This window comes from Lederbergia graminis (genome assembly GCF_042655485.1).
Taxonomy (GTDB): Bacteria; Bacillota; Bacilli; order Bacillales; family Bacillaceae_C; genus Lederbergia; species Lederbergia graminis.
In genome coordinates this window covers 1-15587 of sequence record NZ_JBHSMC010000007.1, presented here as the reverse complement: position 1 = coordinate 15587, position 15587 = coordinate 1, and the positions used below count along the sequence as shown (strand labels likewise).

13 protein-coding genes, 1 tRNA gene, 2 rRNA genes, 1 other RNA gene and 1 other annotated feature are annotated in these 15587 nt (G+C 37.8%); of the genes, 15 read left to right on the top strand and 2 right to left on the bottom strand.

The window, feature by feature from the left end:
• Window positions 1-101, top strand: a 5S ribosomal RNA gene (gene rrf, locus ACFPM4_RS07090); the annotation flags it as partial.
• A 1450-nt stretch (window positions 102-1551) separates the two neighbouring features.
• Here the strand turns inward: rrf and ACFPM4_RS07085 are convergent.
• A complete protein-coding gene (locus ACFPM4_RS07085) occupies window positions 1552-2529 on the bottom strand; it encodes a YaaC family protein (RefSeq protein ID WP_382349448.1) in 978 nt (325 codons plus the stop codon).
• Window positions 2530-2639: 110 nt separating this feature from the next.
• Here ACFPM4_RS07085 and guaB point away from each other — a divergent pair, with 110 nt between their 5' ends.
• The 6 genes from guaB (at window position 2640) to ACFPM4_RS07055 (ending at window position 9121) form a co-directional block, all read left to right on the top strand.
• On the top strand, window positions 2640-4106 hold the full coding sequence (gene guaB, locus ACFPM4_RS07080; protein WP_144928860.1) for an IMP dehydrogenase: 1467 nt from the start codon (window positions 2640-2642) through the stop codon (window positions 4104-4106).
• Window positions 4107-4262: 156 nt separating this feature from the next.
• On the top strand, window positions 4263-5633 hold the full coding sequence (locus ACFPM4_RS07075; RefSeq protein ID WP_382349444.1) for a D-alanyl-D-alanine carboxypeptidase family protein: 1371 nt from the start codon (window positions 4263-4265) through the stop codon (window positions 5631-5633).
• Window positions 5634-5872: 239 nt separating this feature from the next.
• Window positions 5873-6754 (top strand): pyridoxal 5'-phosphate synthase lyase subunit PdxS, encoded by an 882-nt coding sequence (gene pdxS / locus ACFPM4_RS07070; protein WP_144928856.1) that lies wholly within the window; start codon window positions 5873-5875, stop codon window positions 6752-6754.
• Window position 6755: 1 nt separating this feature from the next.
• Window positions 6756-7361 carry a pyridoxal 5'-phosphate synthase glutaminase subunit PdxT gene (gene pdxT, locus ACFPM4_RS07065; RefSeq protein WP_144928854.1) on the top strand — a complete coding sequence of 202 codons (606 nt, stop codon included), beginning with the start codon at window positions 6756-6758 and terminating at the stop codon, window positions 7359-7361.
• Window positions 7362-7383: 22 nt separating this feature from the next.
• Window positions 7384-7603 (top strand) — a binding site (T-box leader).
• Between the two features lie 53 nt (window positions 7604-7656).
• A complete protein-coding gene (gene serS / locus ACFPM4_RS07060; protein ID WP_144928852.1) occupies window positions 7657-8934 on the top strand; it encodes a serine--tRNA ligase in 1278 nt (425 codons plus the stop codon).
• Window positions 8935-9028: 94 nt separating this feature from the next.
• Window positions 9029-9121: transfer RNA gene (locus tag ACFPM4_RS07055), tRNA-Ser, on the top strand.
• A 297-nt stretch (window positions 9122-9418) separates the two neighbouring features.
• Here ACFPM4_RS07055 and ACFPM4_RS07050 read toward each other — a convergent pair.
• Entirely contained in the window at window positions 9419-10702 is a 1284-nt protein-coding gene (locus ACFPM4_RS07050; protein ID WP_382349439.1) for a LysM peptidoglycan-binding domain-containing protein, read from the bottom strand.
• A 179-nt stretch (window positions 10703-10881) separates the two neighbouring features.
• On the opposite strand from ACFPM4_RS07050, the gene tadA reads away from it, so the two are divergent.
• The 8 genes from tadA to ACFPM4_RS07010 form a co-directional block, all read left to right on the top strand.
• Window positions 10882-11373, top strand: a complete 492-nt coding sequence (gene tadA, locus ACFPM4_RS07045; RefSeq protein ID WP_144928848.1) for a tRNA adenosine(34) deaminase TadA — start codon at window positions 10882-10884, stop codon at window positions 11371-11373.
• Between the two features lie 64 nt (window positions 11374-11437).
• Window positions 11438-11703, top strand: an RNA gene (gene ffs / locus ACFPM4_RS07040) — signal recognition particle sRNA large type.
• Between the two features lie 218 nt (window positions 11704-11921).
• A complete protein-coding gene (gene dnaX, locus ACFPM4_RS07035; RefSeq protein ID WP_382349451.1) occupies window positions 11922-13613 on the top strand; it encodes a DNA polymerase III subunit gamma/tau in 1692 nt (563 codons plus the stop codon).
• 22 nt (window positions 13614-13635) lie between these two features.
• On the top strand, window positions 13636-13953 hold the full coding sequence (locus tag ACFPM4_RS07030; protein WP_144928846.1) for a YbaB/EbfC family nucleoid-associated protein: 318 nt from the start codon (window positions 13636-13638) through the stop codon (window positions 13951-13953).
• 13 nt (window positions 13954-13966) lie between these two features.
• The gene (gene recR / locus ACFPM4_RS07025; protein ID WP_144928844.1) at window positions 13967-14563 is read left to right on the top strand and encodes a recombination mediator RecR; all 597 of its coding nucleotides are present in this window, start codon (window positions 13967-13969) and stop codon (window positions 14561-14563) included.
• 17 nt (window positions 14564-14580) lie between these two features.
• Entirely contained in the window at window positions 14581-14790 is a 210-nt protein-coding gene (locus ACFPM4_RS07020) for a YaaL family protein (RefSeq protein ID WP_144928842.1), read from the top strand.
• An 82-nt stretch (window positions 14791-14872) separates the two neighbouring features.
• Complete coding sequence (locus ACFPM4_RS07015; protein WP_144928840.1) at window positions 14873-15136, top strand: pro-sigmaK processing inhibitor BofA family protein; 264 nt, start codon at window positions 14873-14875, stop codon at window positions 15134-15136.
• A gap of 134 nt (window positions 15137-15270) precedes the next feature.
• Window positions 15271-15587: ribosomal RNA gene (locus ACFPM4_RS07010) — 16S ribosomal RNA — on the top strand; the annotation flags it as partial.

Here is a 15587-nt window from a genome sequence, read left to right as displayed (position 1 = left end):
CGAAGAGGTCACACCCGTTCCCATCCCGAACACGGAAGTTAAGCTCTTCAGCGCCGATGGTAGTGAGGGTTCGCCCTTGTGAGAGTAGGACGTTGCCAGGCAAGCGAAAGTCATCTTCTGAGGAAGGTGGCTTTTTTTGTGTTCTTTAATTATACCGGAAGGTATAAGTGTAACGCAGTATATGCAAAGTAAGGCGAGAATCAGGAGGACCAAGAAGATCAAGGAATCAAGAGAGTGAGACTCACAATGGGCTATGCCCATGAGAATCGAGCGAGCGCCGATGACGCCGAGATTCGCCGGTCATCGTGATTCGTAGCCCGAACACGGAAGTTAAGCTCGCGCGCCGATGGTAGTGAGGGTTCGCCCTTGTGATAGTAGGACGTTGCTAGGCAAATGAAAGTCATCTTCTGAGGAAGGTGGCTTTTTTTGTGTTATATAAAGAGCAATAAGAAAATTAGTAACATAATAAAGCCCGAATTAATGGGAGAATTGAATTAAGGTATCTATTCAGAGGGAATAGTGCCCAAGAAAAAGAAAAAGAGTAGAAGAAGTCACTATTGAGGTCAAATAGTGCCCAAGAATAGGAAAAACTGTAGAAGAGGTCACTATTACAGCGGAATAGTGCCCAATAGTAAGAAAAAAAGCAAAAGAGGTCACTATTACAGCGGAATAGTGCCCAATAATAAGAAAAAAAGCAAAAGAGGTTACTATTGTGGCTGAATAAATCCCTAATGAATAGGAATATGAACATTAGGTATCTATTCAAGTGGATTAGATACCATGATTAAGAAAATGATTAATTACAGTCACTATTCAGTAAGAGAGAATTATGTTTGATTCCCGAAGAATGAAGAATCTCTTCAGGAAGGGAATCAAAGTGGTTATATGATTCCCAAAAGGAGAAAAATCCCTACAGGATGGGAATCAAAGTCGTTGTATGATTCCCAAAAGGAGAAAAATCCCTACAGGATGGGAATCAAAGTCGTTGTATGATTCCCAAAAGGAGAAAAATCCCTTCAGGAAGGGAATCAAAGTGGTGATATGATTCCCAAAAGTAGAAAGATCCCATCAGAAAGAAATCAAAGTCACTCTATGATTCCCAAAAGGTAGAATCAACCCTTCAGGAGGGAATCAAACCAACTGTATGATTCCCTAAATATGAAAAACTCCTTTAGAATGGGAATCAAACTCGCAATCTGATTACCCAAAAGAGTGAAATCTCCCCACAAGGTAATCAGACTCCTAATCAAATTCCCAAAAAAGAGAAAGTCTCCCCAAAAGGTAATCAGTTTCCACATCTGATGTCCAAATAGAGAAAGAGTTCTCCAATAAGTAACCAGATCTTAAATCTGAATACTAATAAACAAGAGCTCTATTATAAAGGAAGTAATCCCACTCTTTCATTCCTCCGTAGACAAGAGCTCCACTAATGTTGCAATCCAACCATACATCTGCCTTTTACTTCACATTAACCAACAAAACCATTGTCTATCTATAAAATCTCGATATCCTGAACAGGTACTTCCTAATAATTTAGTTCATATATTAGCATCATCCTGAAGCACCTTCATGTAAAAACTTCTTTCCAAACAAATACTCTGCGACCATTATTGGTCCTTTCCTTTCTGTAATTTCTAGAAATGATTTGATGTAGGGGTAGTCTGCGTTTGGTGTTGTTTTTATGAGATCAATCCACCATTCTGTTTCATAACGGGATATCATACTCAAGTTATATAAAATAAGGTAATGAACTAGTAGGTCTGGTAGTATCATGGTTGTTGTATTATTTTTGGGTAAATACAGTAAATGGTTATCTATATGATGTCGAAATGGTGGTCCGATATTTTTATTTTCTATTTCAAAACAGAGGCGTTGATTGTTTGTTTCTGGTAGCCAATTTATTTCGCTACTACTTTTTTCATCCAAAAGGCTTTTTAATCTGCTTGTACCTATGTGATAACAATTTTCGATTTCAGATGGGATATACCATTTTGAATGTTCCTTTATTAATGGGATAACAGGGGAACTACCACCAATAAACATAAAGGTATCGTGTAATTCCACCACTAATGAAAGAAGCTCTATCATTTTATATTTCTCACCTTCTAGATGTTTCACGTGAAACATTTGTTCTGAAAAGTGAGTACATAACCCGTTCTTTTGTACTTTGATTTCATCATAGATAAAACGGTAGTGACGTTTTTTTCTCTTTCTAGTAGAGACTCCGTGAGCAAGTACTGTAGTAGAGTTTGGATAGTTTGGATCAACTGTTAAAATACACGCTTTTATTAAATGTATTAGACCGTAAAATAATAATACTGGTTTTATCGAAATAGGGCTGTTTTTAGCTTGTTCATAAAAAGACTCCGCTTGTTCCAGATAATATATAAACGGATAACAATTCTCGTAGCTTTTCGTTTCCGCATCTTCCACCATTAATTCGTGATAACACTTTTTTAAATAATGTTGAGTTGTTTCAGAAGTTTGAAACATATTAATGCGCTTCCATTCGTTGATAACGTTAGACAAATACAAAACCTCCAAATAATTTGAAAAATTGGACTTAATTTTATATCCTTGACAGTATTTTAACCAATTGATAACCTACTAATAATATTTTGGAGCAGGAGGAAGAGAAAATGTGGGATTCGAAGTTTGCTAAAGAGGGTTTAACTTTTGATGATGTGTTATTAATTCCAGCTAAATCTGAAGTGTTACCAAAAGATGTTGATTTAAAGGTAGAGTTAACAGAGACATTACGATTAAATATACCAATTATTAGTGCTGGGATGGATACTGTTACAGAATCCCAGATGGCAATTTCGATGGCACGCCAAGGTGGATTAGGTATTATCCATAAAAATATGAGTATTGAGCAACAAGCAGAGCAAGTAGATAAAGTAAAACGCTCTGAAAGTGGTGTCATTACCGATCCATTTTTCTTAACACCAGAACATAAAGTGTATGATGCAGAGCACTTGATGGGAAAATATCGAATTTCTGGTGTACCAATTGTGAATAATGAAGAAGAACGTATTTTAGTCGGAATTATAACGAATCGTGATATGCGTTTTATTCAAGATTATTCTCTTTTAATTACAGATGTAATGACGAAGGAAAACTTAGTAACTGCTCCAGTAGGTACTTCACTAGAAGAAGCAGAAAGTATTTTACAAGAACACAGAATTGAAAAATTACCATTAATAGATGAAAAGGGTGTATTACAGGGATTAATTACGATTAAGGATATTGAAAAAGTAATTGAATTTCCTAATTCAGCAAAAGATGAACAAGGAAGATTACTAGTTGGTGCAGCAGTGGGTGTTACAAAAGATACAATGAAACGTGTACAAGCATTAGTAAATGCGCATGTAGATGTAATTGTAATTGATACAGCTCATGGTCACTCAGCTGGAGTTATCTCTATGATTAAAGAAATTCGCGATGCATACCCGAATTTAAATATAATCGCAGGTAATGTAGCAACCGCAGAAGCTACTGCAGAATTGTTTGATGCAGGTGCAGATATTGTGAAGGTTGGTATTGGACCTGGGTCTATTTGTACTACACGTGTAGTTGCAGGTGTTGGGGTTCCTCAAATTACTGCAATTTATGACTGTGCAACAGAAGCAAGAAAAAGGGGTAAAGCAATTATTGCGGATGGTGGTATTAAATACTCAGGTGATATTGTAAAAGCATTAGCTGCAGGTGGACATGCTGTTATGTTAGGTAGCTTACTTGCTGGTACATCCGAAAGTCCTGGGGAAACTGAAATTTACCAAGGTCGTCGCTTCAAAGTATACCGTGGTATGGGATCAGAAGCAGCAATGGAAAAGGGATCTAAAGATCGCTATTTCCAAGAAGATGCTAAGAAATTTGTTCCTGAAGGTATTGAAGGAAGATTACCTTATAAAGGGCCATTGGCAGATACACTTTACCAACTTACTGGTGGTTTACGTTCCGGAATGGGATATTGCGGTGCACCAAATCTTGAATACTTCCGTGATAACTCTCAATTTATTAAGATGACTGGTGCTGGTTTAAGAGAAAGCCACCCACATGATGTTCAAATTACGAAGGAAGCACCAAACTATTCTATATCTTAATATATGATGATAAGGCAGAACCCAAATACTTGAAGGTTCTGCCATTATTATTTTTTGAGACTATTCACCTATAATATAATTGTCAAAGAGATATACTATTGTCGTCTACTAAATGACATATTTCTATGTTAAAATGACAAAAGTGTACATATAATCATGGAGGGTTTACATGTGAAAAAACGATTAAATAAGAAATTTGTTTCTTTATTCTTGGCCTTATTGCTGCTCGTAAGTTTCATCCCATTCCCACAAGCTGCAAGTGCTGCAGATGGAATTGATGTGGAGGCTGAGGCAGCTATTATAGTGGATGCAAATACTGGGAAGATATTATATGGGAAAAATATCGACACACCATTAGCAATTGCATCTATGGCAAAAATGATGACAGAGTACCTTTTGTTTGAAGCTATCGAAGAAGGAAAGATTACTTGGGAACAGGAAGTTATCATAAGTAATTATATAAGTAAGGTTGCTAATACCTATGCACTTTCCAATATAGATTTAGCTGCTGGAAAGCCATATACTATTAAAGAATTATATGAGGCGCTTGCTATTTACTCTGCAAATGGGGCAACAATCGCAATTGCAGAAGCAATCGCTGGTACAGAATCTGAATTTGTAAAGATGATGAATGCGAAAGCGCAAGAGCTTGGTCTTGATAATACTGAATTTGTTAATTCAACAGGTTTAAACAATGAGACGTTAACGGACTATAACCTTGAGTTTCCTGAGGGGACAGATCCTAATGGTGTGAGTGTTATGTCCGCACGTTCTACGGCAAAGTTAGCTTACCATTTATTAAAAGATTATCCAGAGGTATTAGAGACTTCCAGTGTTCCTACTAAGGAATTACGTGGTGAAGTAATGATAAACTGGAATAAGATGTTACCTGGTGCGCTACATGAATATTCTGGTGTAGATGGATTAAAAACAGGAACAGAATCAAAAATAGACCCAGCTACAAATCAAAAAGTTTCTTTTTCTAATTTCACAGGTACAGTTAAAAAAGGTGATTCTCGTATCATTACAGTTATCATGCATGCTAAAGGCGACGATCAGAGATTTAGGGAAACAAGAAAAATGATGGATTATGCGTTCAATAGTTTTTCTCTAAAGGAAATCATTCCGAATAACTATAAAATTGAGAGTCAAAAGTCATTAGCTGTAGATAAAGGAAAAGAAGATAAGGTAGATATCCAAACGAACGAATCAATTAGTATATTCGTGAAAAATGGTGAGGAGTCTGCATATAAGCCAGTTTTCACTCTAGATAAGAGCAAGCTAAACAAAGAAGGTAATTTAACCGCACCTGTAAAACAGGGAGATGTTGTTGGTACGTTGGAAGTTGTTTACGAAGGTGACGGCGACCTTGGATATTTAGATAAAAATCTTGCACCAAAAGTTGCTGTTGTTACTACAGACGATGTTGAGAAGGCAAATTGGTTTGCCTTAACGATGCGTGCTATCGGTGGTTTCTTCTCTGATCTTTGGACGAGTATTACAGATACAGTAAAAGGTTGGTTCTAAATCTATTACTTCGCTTCATAAATAGTAGCGTATGGTGGTAATGAAATGAGAGAAAAAGGCAATTGTCAAAAGTATTATGGGATTGGATATATCTCTCATTTCAGCTACCTCATACTATTATTTTACCTCTCCTTATATTGACAAGGAGGGGTTTTTGTAGTTTACTTGTAACATATTATTCTGATAGTTTTAATAAGAGAAAGAAATAATAATATTTTTTCATAAAGGAGCGACTTGGAATGAGAACTGGAACTGATCGGGTTAAACGCGGCATGGCTGAGATGCAAAAAGGCGGCGTAATTATGGATGTTGTGAATGCTGAACAAGCAAAATTAGCAGAAGAAGCAGGAGCAGTAGCTGTAATGGCACTTGAACGTGTCCCGTCTGATATACGTGCAGCAGGTGGCGTTGCTAGAATGGCCGATCCTACTATCGTGGAAGAAGTTATGGCAGCTGTTTCTATTCCAGTCATGGCAAAGGCAAGAATTGGCCATATTGTGGAAGCACGTGTTTTAGAAGCAATGGGTGTAGATTATATAGATGAGAGTGAAGTATTAACACCAGCAGATGAAGAATTCCATTTATACAAAAGCGAATTTACAGTCCCATTTGTTTGTGGATGCCGTGATTTAGGCGAAGCTGCTCGTCGTATTGGTGAAGGTGCTTCAATGCTAAGAACTAAAGGTGAACCAGGAACAGGTAATATCGTAGAAGCTGTACGACATATGAGAAAAGTTAATGCTCAAGTTCGTAAAGTAGTAAGTATGAATGAAGATGAGCTAATGACAGAAGCGAAACTACTTGGTGCACCATTCGAGGTTCTTTTAGATATTAAGAGAAATGGTCGCCTACCAGTTGTAAACTTTGCTGCAGGTGGGGTTGCAACTCCAGCAGATGCTGCATTAATGATGCAACTTGGAGCAGACGGTGTATTCGTTGGTTCTGGTATTTTTAAATCAGAGAACCCAGCTAAATTTGCTCGCGCTATTGTAGAAGCTACTACTCACTATCAAGATTATGAATTAATTGCAGAACTTTCTAAGGGCTTAGGGTCCGCTATGAAAGGACTAGAAATTTCTACACTAGCACCAGAAAATCGCATGCAGGATCGCGGGTGGTAAGATGGTAAAGGTAGGAATACTTGGTTTACAGGGAGCTGTACGTGAACACGTAAAAGCTGTCGAAAATAGTGGTGCTGAAGCGATTGTTGTAAAAAAAATTGAACAACTAGAAGAAATAGATGGTTTAATTTTACCTGGCGGGGAAAGTACAACAATGCGGAGATTGATAGATAAATATGAATTTCTACAGCCACTGAAGGAATTTGCTGCTACAGGGAAAGCGATATTTGGAACATGTGCTGGTCTAATATTACTGGCTAAAAAAATTGAAGGCTCAGAACAAACACACTTAGGTGTAATGGATATCGTTGTTGAACGCAATTCATTTGGACGCCAACGTGAGAGTTTTGAAGCAGATATCGCAGTTGCCGGAGTAGCAGATTCAATGACAGCAGTTTTTATTAGAGCTCCTCATATTATAGAAGCTGGAGAAAATGTGGAAATCCTAGCAAAATACAATGGTCGCATTGTTGCTGCAAAGGAAGGAAACTTATTAGGATGTTCTTTCCATCCTGAGTTAACAGATGATAATCGCTTAACTGCATATTTTATTGAAATGGTTAAAAATGCAATGAATGAAAAAGTTGCAATTGAAACTACAATATAGTATAGTATGGGAAAATTTATAATGTAATGTGTTGAGAGGAAATAGTAATAGTCATTGTTGTCTTAAGAGAGCCGATGGTTGGTGGAAATCGGTGGCACAACCTATGAATCCATCCTCGAGTAAAATGCCGAACATTTTATTCTTTTTCAGTAAGCATTTTCGGTTCAAAGCCGTTATCTATTAAGTGGAAAGTGTTAAACTTTCAATTTGGGTGGCAACGCGGGTAAACTCTCGTCCCTTTTTATGGGATGGGAGTTTTTTGTTTGTAAATTATTAATTTTCAGGAGGAATCATCATGCTTGATATGAAATATCTTCGTGGTAATTTGGAAGAAGTAAAAGCTAAGTTAATGCATCGTGGCGAAAACTTAGAGGACTTTGATAAGTTTGCCGAGTTAGACCAAAAACGTCGTGATGTAATTGTGAAAGTAGAACAGTTAAAAAGTCGCCGTAATGAAGTCTCTCAACAAATTGCACAAATGAAAAGAGAAAAACAAGACGCAGATGAGTTAATTAAAGAAATGCGCACAGTTGGAGACGAAATTAAAAAATTAGATAATGAAAGTCGTGAAGTAGAAGAAAAGTTAGAGAAGCTTCTGTTATCAATACCGAATATTCCACATGAAAGTGTTCCAGTTGGTGAAACAGAGGATGATAATGTTGAAGTTCGTAAGTGGGGTACAGTTCGAGATTTCAATTTTGAACCAAAACCACATTGGGATATTGCAACAAATCTTGGAATTATCGATTTTGAACGTGCTGCAAAAGTAACTGGAAGCCGCTTTGTTTTTTATAAAGGATTAGGAGCACAGTTAGAACGTGCATTAATTAATTTCATGCTTGATCTTCATATAGAAGAACATGGTTATGAAGAAATGTTACCACCTTACCTTGTAAATCGTGCAAGTATGACTGGTACAGGGCAACTTCCGAAATTTGAAGAGGATGCATTTTTAGTTGAGAATGAAGATTACTTCCTTATTCCGACAGGTGAGGTTCCTGTAACGAATTATCATCGTGATGAAATTCTGGATGCGAATAGTTTACCACTTAATTATGTTGCATATAGTGCATGCTTCCGCTCTGAGGCTGGATCTGCAGGGCGTGATACACGTGGACTTATTCGTCAACATCAGTTTAATAAAGTAGAATTAGTGAAGTTCGTAAAGCCAGAAGATTCATATGCGGAATTAGAAAAATTAACAAGTAATGCAGAAAAAGTATTACAATTACTAAACTTGCCATACCGTGTATTGAGTATGTGTACAGCGGATTTAGGTTTTACAGCTGCAAAGAAATATGATCTTGAAGTGTGGCTACCAAGTTATGAAACATATCGAGAAATTTCTTCTTGCTCAAACTTTGAGGCATTTCAGGCTAGACGAGCAAATATTAGATATCGTCCAGAAGTAAATGCAAAACCGCAGCATGTCCATACATTAAATGGATCTGGTTTGGCAATTGGTAGAACGGTGGCAGCTATTTTAGAAAACAATCAACAAGAAGATGGATCAGTAGTTATTCCTGAGGTGCTACGACCATATATGAGAAATAAAGAAATAATAGGGAAATAAAGAAAAATCTCGGAGTGTAAATTACTCCGAGATTTTATTTTTAATTTTAGTTGACATTGGTTAAAGACCCTGATAAAATATTTTTTGTTGCCAAGGAGGAATACCCAAGTCCGGCTGAAGGGATCGGTCTTGAAAACCGACAGGCGGGTTAAACCGCGCGGGGGTTCGAATCCCTCTTCCTCCACCATTATACTGTGCATAAATATTGGAGATAAATGAACCTGCCGTTATGGCAGGTTTTTTTATGTTAATTAAATGTATTTTATTAATGTCTAGCTCCAAGCGCCATCGGCCCGAGGTCAAATAACCTAGCCAAACGAAAGGTGAAAAAACCACCTTTCTATAGGGTAGAACATTTGCTTGTCGCAGTCCCTGCACGATACGGGTCATGAAGGCGTTACGACGTACACGGGTGTACTAGTGCAGGCGAAGTGACAGGAAGTCGCAGCCTTAGCCTTCCTTCACCTGCAGGTGCCTTCAGCTTTTACTTTTTTACAACATTAAAGTTGTCGGTAATGAGTAACCAATTTTGTGGGAAGGAAAGTCCTAGCTTCCAGTAACTTACTCCCCTTAGTCCTAGTTCCTTTACTAAATCGAATTTAGCCTGTATAGACCTTGCGTCTTCAAACCAGACTTCATGTCTTTTTCCTTCACTATCTGTATAGTGAAAGAAAGGTGCTTGTGCTTCTTGGTCATATTGAATTGCAACATTATTAGATGCTGCAAGCTGGATTGCTTGTTGAGGGCTAAGCGCCTTCGCTGTTGTACCTTGAACAAATGGGAGTGTCCAATCATATCCATATAAATTTTGTCCCATCAATATTTTGTTTCCGGGCATTTCTGTTAAGGCATATTCTAGTACATCACGAACGGGCCCAATAGGTGAAACTGCCATTGCTGGACCACCGCTGTATCCCCACTCATATGTCATAATTACAACATAATCTACAATACTTCCATGTGCGGCATAATCATGTGCCTCATACCATTCTCCTTGTTGTGTTGCGCTTGTTTTTGGTGCTAAAGCAGTTGATATCATTATTCCTTCTTGATGTAATCTATCTCGTGCGGTACGGAGAAATTGATTATATGCTTCTCTATCTCCAGGTGGTAAAAACTCTAAGTCAAAATGAACATCACCATAGCCAACTCGTTTTGCCTCATTAATAATATTCGTTAAGAAGGTATTCTGTACATTTTGGTCTGTCAGTAATATATGTCCTAATTCAGCACTAAATTGTCCTTCTTCCTGGTTCGCAACTACCATTACTAATGTATTGTTATTTGCATTAGCGATTGCTTTAAAATTATTTAAAGGTGGTGCAGATAACGAACCGTCTCGATTTGCATGGTATGCGAATGGAGATAAGTAGGTTAAATAGGGAGCGGCACTTCTAGCACTATCCTCTAGTGCTTGCGATACTTCGTTTCCAAATGGTTCTACATAGGCATTGAATTCTTTATCCACCTTTTGCCTTTGTGGAATATAAAGTCTTAAGCCTATCCATAGTGGGGTGTTAACAGAAATTCCATTAATTCTGGCAAGCTCTTGATACGGGACTCCGAACCTCTGTCCAATTGACCATAGACTATCACCGGCTTGCACCCAGTAAAATGATCCATAGATGGGAATAACAAGCGCTTGCCCTATAACAAGTTGGTTAGGATTTGGTATTTCATTTGCTTCAACTATCGCATTTACAGTTACCCCATAACTGTTTGCTATCGTAAATAACGATTGATTTTGTGTCACAACATGAATTTGCAATTAAATCCCTCCTTAGTAAAAACCTTTATGCGCACTATTTTCGACAAATGAATATTTTGCTCCAAAGAAATGGCTGACACCATTTTATGAAAGGAGTAAAGGAGTTAGACGTAATTTAGCAAATTGACTAATTTCTTGTTAAAATAATATCTATTCAATAGTTAAGGGGCGTAACAATCATGCGTACAGAAGAAGATTTTATGAGACTTGCCTTAGTTGAAGCGGAAAAGGCAAGAGATATAAATGAAGTCCCAATAGGAGCCGTAATTGTATTGGATGGAGAAGTTATTGCATCAGCGCATAATCTTCGAGAAACAGAGCAAAGTGCTGTAGCTCATGCCGAAGTATTAGCGATTGAACAAGCTTGTAAAAAACTTGGTACATGGCGATTAGAAAATGCAGAACTGTATGTTACGCTTGAGCCATGTCCAATGTGTAGTGGAGCAATTATTCTATCTCGAATAAAGAAAGTAATTTATGGTGCAACAGATCCAAAGGCTGGTTGTGCAGGGACTTTAATGAATTTATTAGAAGATGAGCGGTTTAATCACCAATGTGAAGTGGTACAAGGGGTATTACAAGATGAATGCGGAAATTTATTAAGTAATTTCTTTCGAGCTATTCGTGAAAAAAAGAAGGCTTCTAAGCAAATTGAAAAGTTAAATGGATAGTTCATGAATTGATACCATACTGTACCAGTTGAAAAAAATTACAAAAGATAGTACACTTATATTGTCGTACTAGACGGGGACGTAGCGGAGCCTTGTAACCCGCAATCCGCTCTAGCGGGGTTGAACTCCTTCCCGAGGCTGATGTACTGTAAGGTCTGACCCAAGTAAGTGGTGTTGACACCCGGGTCCTGCGCAATGGGAATCCATGAACCATGTCAGGTCCGGAAGGAAGCAGCATTAAGTGGAAGCTCCCATGTGCCGTAGGGCAACCTGGGTCGAGCTAACTGCTTGGGTAACGCTTATGGTACACAGTCGGAGGAAGGTGTACGGCAAAATTACATACTTTTATAAATCAACTCATCCATTGTTTGTGGATGGGTTTTTTACTGCAATTAAACTACGGTTAATTATTAATCCCCGATGAAAACATGTTTAAGTGTGTTACTACACTTGTCACTCAAATCGTCCATCACAAGCTTTTCGTAGTATAAAAACATAAGGAAATAATGTATAATAAACTTTAGAATATGACGGAAAAGGAGGAGAGTATTATGTATCAAGCATTGTACCGGGTATGGAGGCCACAGTCATTTGCTGATGTGGTGGGACAAGAGCATGTCACAAAAACATTACAAAATGCTCTCCTCCATCAAAAAACAACACATGCATACTTATTCTCAGGACCTCGTGGGACAGGAAAGACAAGTGCCGCAAAAATTCTTGCTAAAGCAGTAAATTGTCAAAAAATGCCTGTGGAAGAACCTTGTAATGAATGTCCTGCATGCTTAGGGATAATGGATGGCTCAGTTCCGGATGTAATTGAAATTGATGCTGCATCTAATAATGGTGTAGAAGAAATCCGGGATATTCGTGATAAAGTAAAGTATGCACCTAATGTTGTTCCTTATAAGGTTTATATTATTGATGAAGTACATATGCTTTCCATTGGTGCTTTTAATGCTTTGTTAAAAACATTGGAAGAGCCACCTAAGCACGTTATTTTTATTTTAGCTACTACAGAGCCCCACAAAATCCCTTTGACCATAATTTCTAGATGCCAACGCTTTGATTTTCGAAGAATAACTGCACAAGACATTGTTGGGAGAATGGCATATATTGCTAGTGAGTCTGGTCTTCAGTATGAAGAGAGAGCTTTACAAATTATTGCAAGAGCTGCTGGAGGCGGAATGCGTGATGCCTTAAGCTTGCTTGATCAAGCTGTTTCTTTTAGTACAGATATTGTAACGGTGGACGACGCATTAACAGTAACTGGTTCTGTTTCACAGAGCTATTTAAATATTATTGGTAGGGCTATCGTAGATAAGGATGTATCCCAAGCAATATCCTCTTTTGAGCAATTAATGCGTGAAGGAAAAGATGTTACTCGATTTATTGAGGATTTAATTTTATACTTTAGAGACATCCTACTTTACAAAACTGCTCCTAATCTAGAGGAGTCCTTAGAACGTGCGCTATTAGATGAGGAATTCACAGAATTAGCGAAGATTATCCAAACAGAGCAAATTTATGAGTATATTGATACGCTGAATAAAACACAGCAGGAAATGAAGTTTACTAATAATGCCCGTATTTTTATTGAAGTAGCACTTGTAAAGCTATGCCAATCAGAATCTAATAAAGCATCTATCAATAATACTGAAGTTCAAGGTTTACTAGAAAAAATCACAGCTTTGGAACAACAAATTATTGACTTGAAAACAAATTCTCATGTATATGAAGAACAAGCGAGTCAACCAGAAAAGCGAAAAGCTCCTAGGTCTACAAAAGGGTACCAAGCGAATACCAGGATGATCCGTGAAATTTTAAAAGATGCCACTCGTGGGGATTTGAATTTAATCAAAGGTCATTGGGGAGAGCTAATAGAGGCACTTAATAGTAGGCAAATGAAATCTCAATCTGCTTTGTTAATAGATGCGGAGCCTGCTGCAGCATCGCCAAACGCTTTTATATTAAAATTTAAATATGAGATTCATTGTAAAATGGCGATGGAAAACCAAAAATTCATTGAAATAACGAATAGCATTCTGGAAGGAATTGTTGGAAGGAGACTTCAGTTTGTTGGAGTTCCGGAAGATCAGTGGAATGAAATTCGAGAAGATTTTATACGAAATCAAAATTTAGATGGCGAAAGTGGTAGTGGTGAAGAGAATCAAGAGGATCCACTTATTGCAGAAGCAATGAAATTAGTTGGGGCCGATTTAATAGAAATTAAAAATTAAATTTTTCGGAGGTAATGTTATTATGCGTGGAATGGGAAATATGCAAGGTATGATGAAGCAAATGCAAAAAATGCAAAAGAAAATGGCACAAGCTCAAGAAGAACTAGGCGAAAAGCGTATTGAGGGAACTGCTGGTGGCGGTATGGTATCCGTTATTGTATCAGGACATAAAGAAGTAATAGAAGTAAATATTAAAGAAGAAGTAGTAGATCCAGAAGATATTGAAATGCTACAAGATCTTGTCCTTGCAGCAACAAATGATGCTTTGAAAAAAGCAGATGACTTAACGAACCAAACAATGGGACAGTTCACTAAAGGTATGAACCTCCCTGGTTTCTAGGAGGTAAGGTAATATGCATTATCCTGAACCAATATCAAAATTAATTGATAGTTTTATGAAATTGCCGGGAATCGGGCCTAAAACTGCAGCCCGCCTGGCATTTTTCGTTCTTGGCATGAAAGAAGATACTGTAGTTGACTTTGCTAAAGCGTTAATAAATGCAAAAAGAGACTTAGGTTATTGTTCGGTGTGTGGACATATTACTGACCAAGACCCTTGTTATGTATGTAAGGACCAACATCGCAACCGTAGTGTCATCTGTGTTGTTCAAGAACCGAAAGATGTTATAGCAATGGAGAAGATGAAGGAATACACTGGTCTATATCATGTTTTGCATGGGTCAATTTCACCAATGGAAGGGATTGGACCTGAGGATATAAATATTCCTGACCTATTAAAGAGATTACAAGATGAAACCGTTCAGGAAGTGATCTTAGCAACAAACCCTAATATTGAGGGAGAGGCAACTGCAATGTACATTTCTCGTCTGCTTAAGCCATCAGGTATAACAGTGACGAGAATAGCCCACGGACTACCTGTTGGTGGAGACTTAGAATATGCAGATGAAGTAACACTTTCTAAAGCGTTAGAAGGAAGAAGGGAACTTTAACAATAGGGGTGTCTAGCGTGTTTCAGAAAAAGAAACTTCGTAAAGAATATGACCAGCGTTTACTAAATTTAATGGAATCTACTAAGAGAGATTGGTTGCAATTAACTCAGATGGAACAATTAAGTTATGACCGCAGTGATGATTTGCGTTGTCTTACTTTATTAGCGAAGACAAAACACTTCTACCTTTTTCAAGAGGCGAAAAAGCGGAAGATATCGATAAAATAATAGACCTAATATTCCTAAATAGTTCTTTTCGGACAAACTCTTCATAAAATAAATTAAAAGAGTGAACCGGGAGGGACTTATATTGAAACCAGCGTTAATTATTTCTATAATATCTGGGATAATAATTCTCTTACTTATTGTAGGAATCCCCGGAAAAACATTTAAGTGGATTGGTCAAGCCTTCATGAAATTAATGATTGGTGCGATGTTTCTTTTCTTTTTAAATGTGATTGGTAATCAGTTCGGGATCTCCGTACCAATAAATTTAATAACTACTACAATATCTGGTTTTCTAGGCATTCCAGGGGTAGCAGCATTAACAGTAATTCAATTATGGATAGTGTGAAATCTCATTCACCAGGAATGAGATTTCTCTTTTGAAAAAAAGTTATAAAAGTAGTTGACACTTATTTGAATTCCATGCTATTATATTAAAGTCGCTTCTGAGCGATAAAGTGATTTGTTCCTTGAAAACTGAACGAAACGAAGCGTTAAACAATAATTAAGTAAGTNGCGGCGTGCCTAATACATGCAAGTCGAGCGGACTTTTTGGGAGCTTGCTCCCGAAAAGTTAGCGGCGGACGGGTGAGTAACACGTGGGCAACCTGCCTGTAAGACTGGGATAACTTCGGGAAACCGGAGCTAATACCGGATAACTTCTTCCCTCGCATGAGGAAAGGTTAAAAGACGGCTTCGGCTGTCACTTACAGATGGGCCCGCGGCGCATTAGCTAGTTGGTGAGGTAACGGCTCACCAAGGCGACGATGCGTAGCCGACCTGAGAGGGTGATCGGCCAC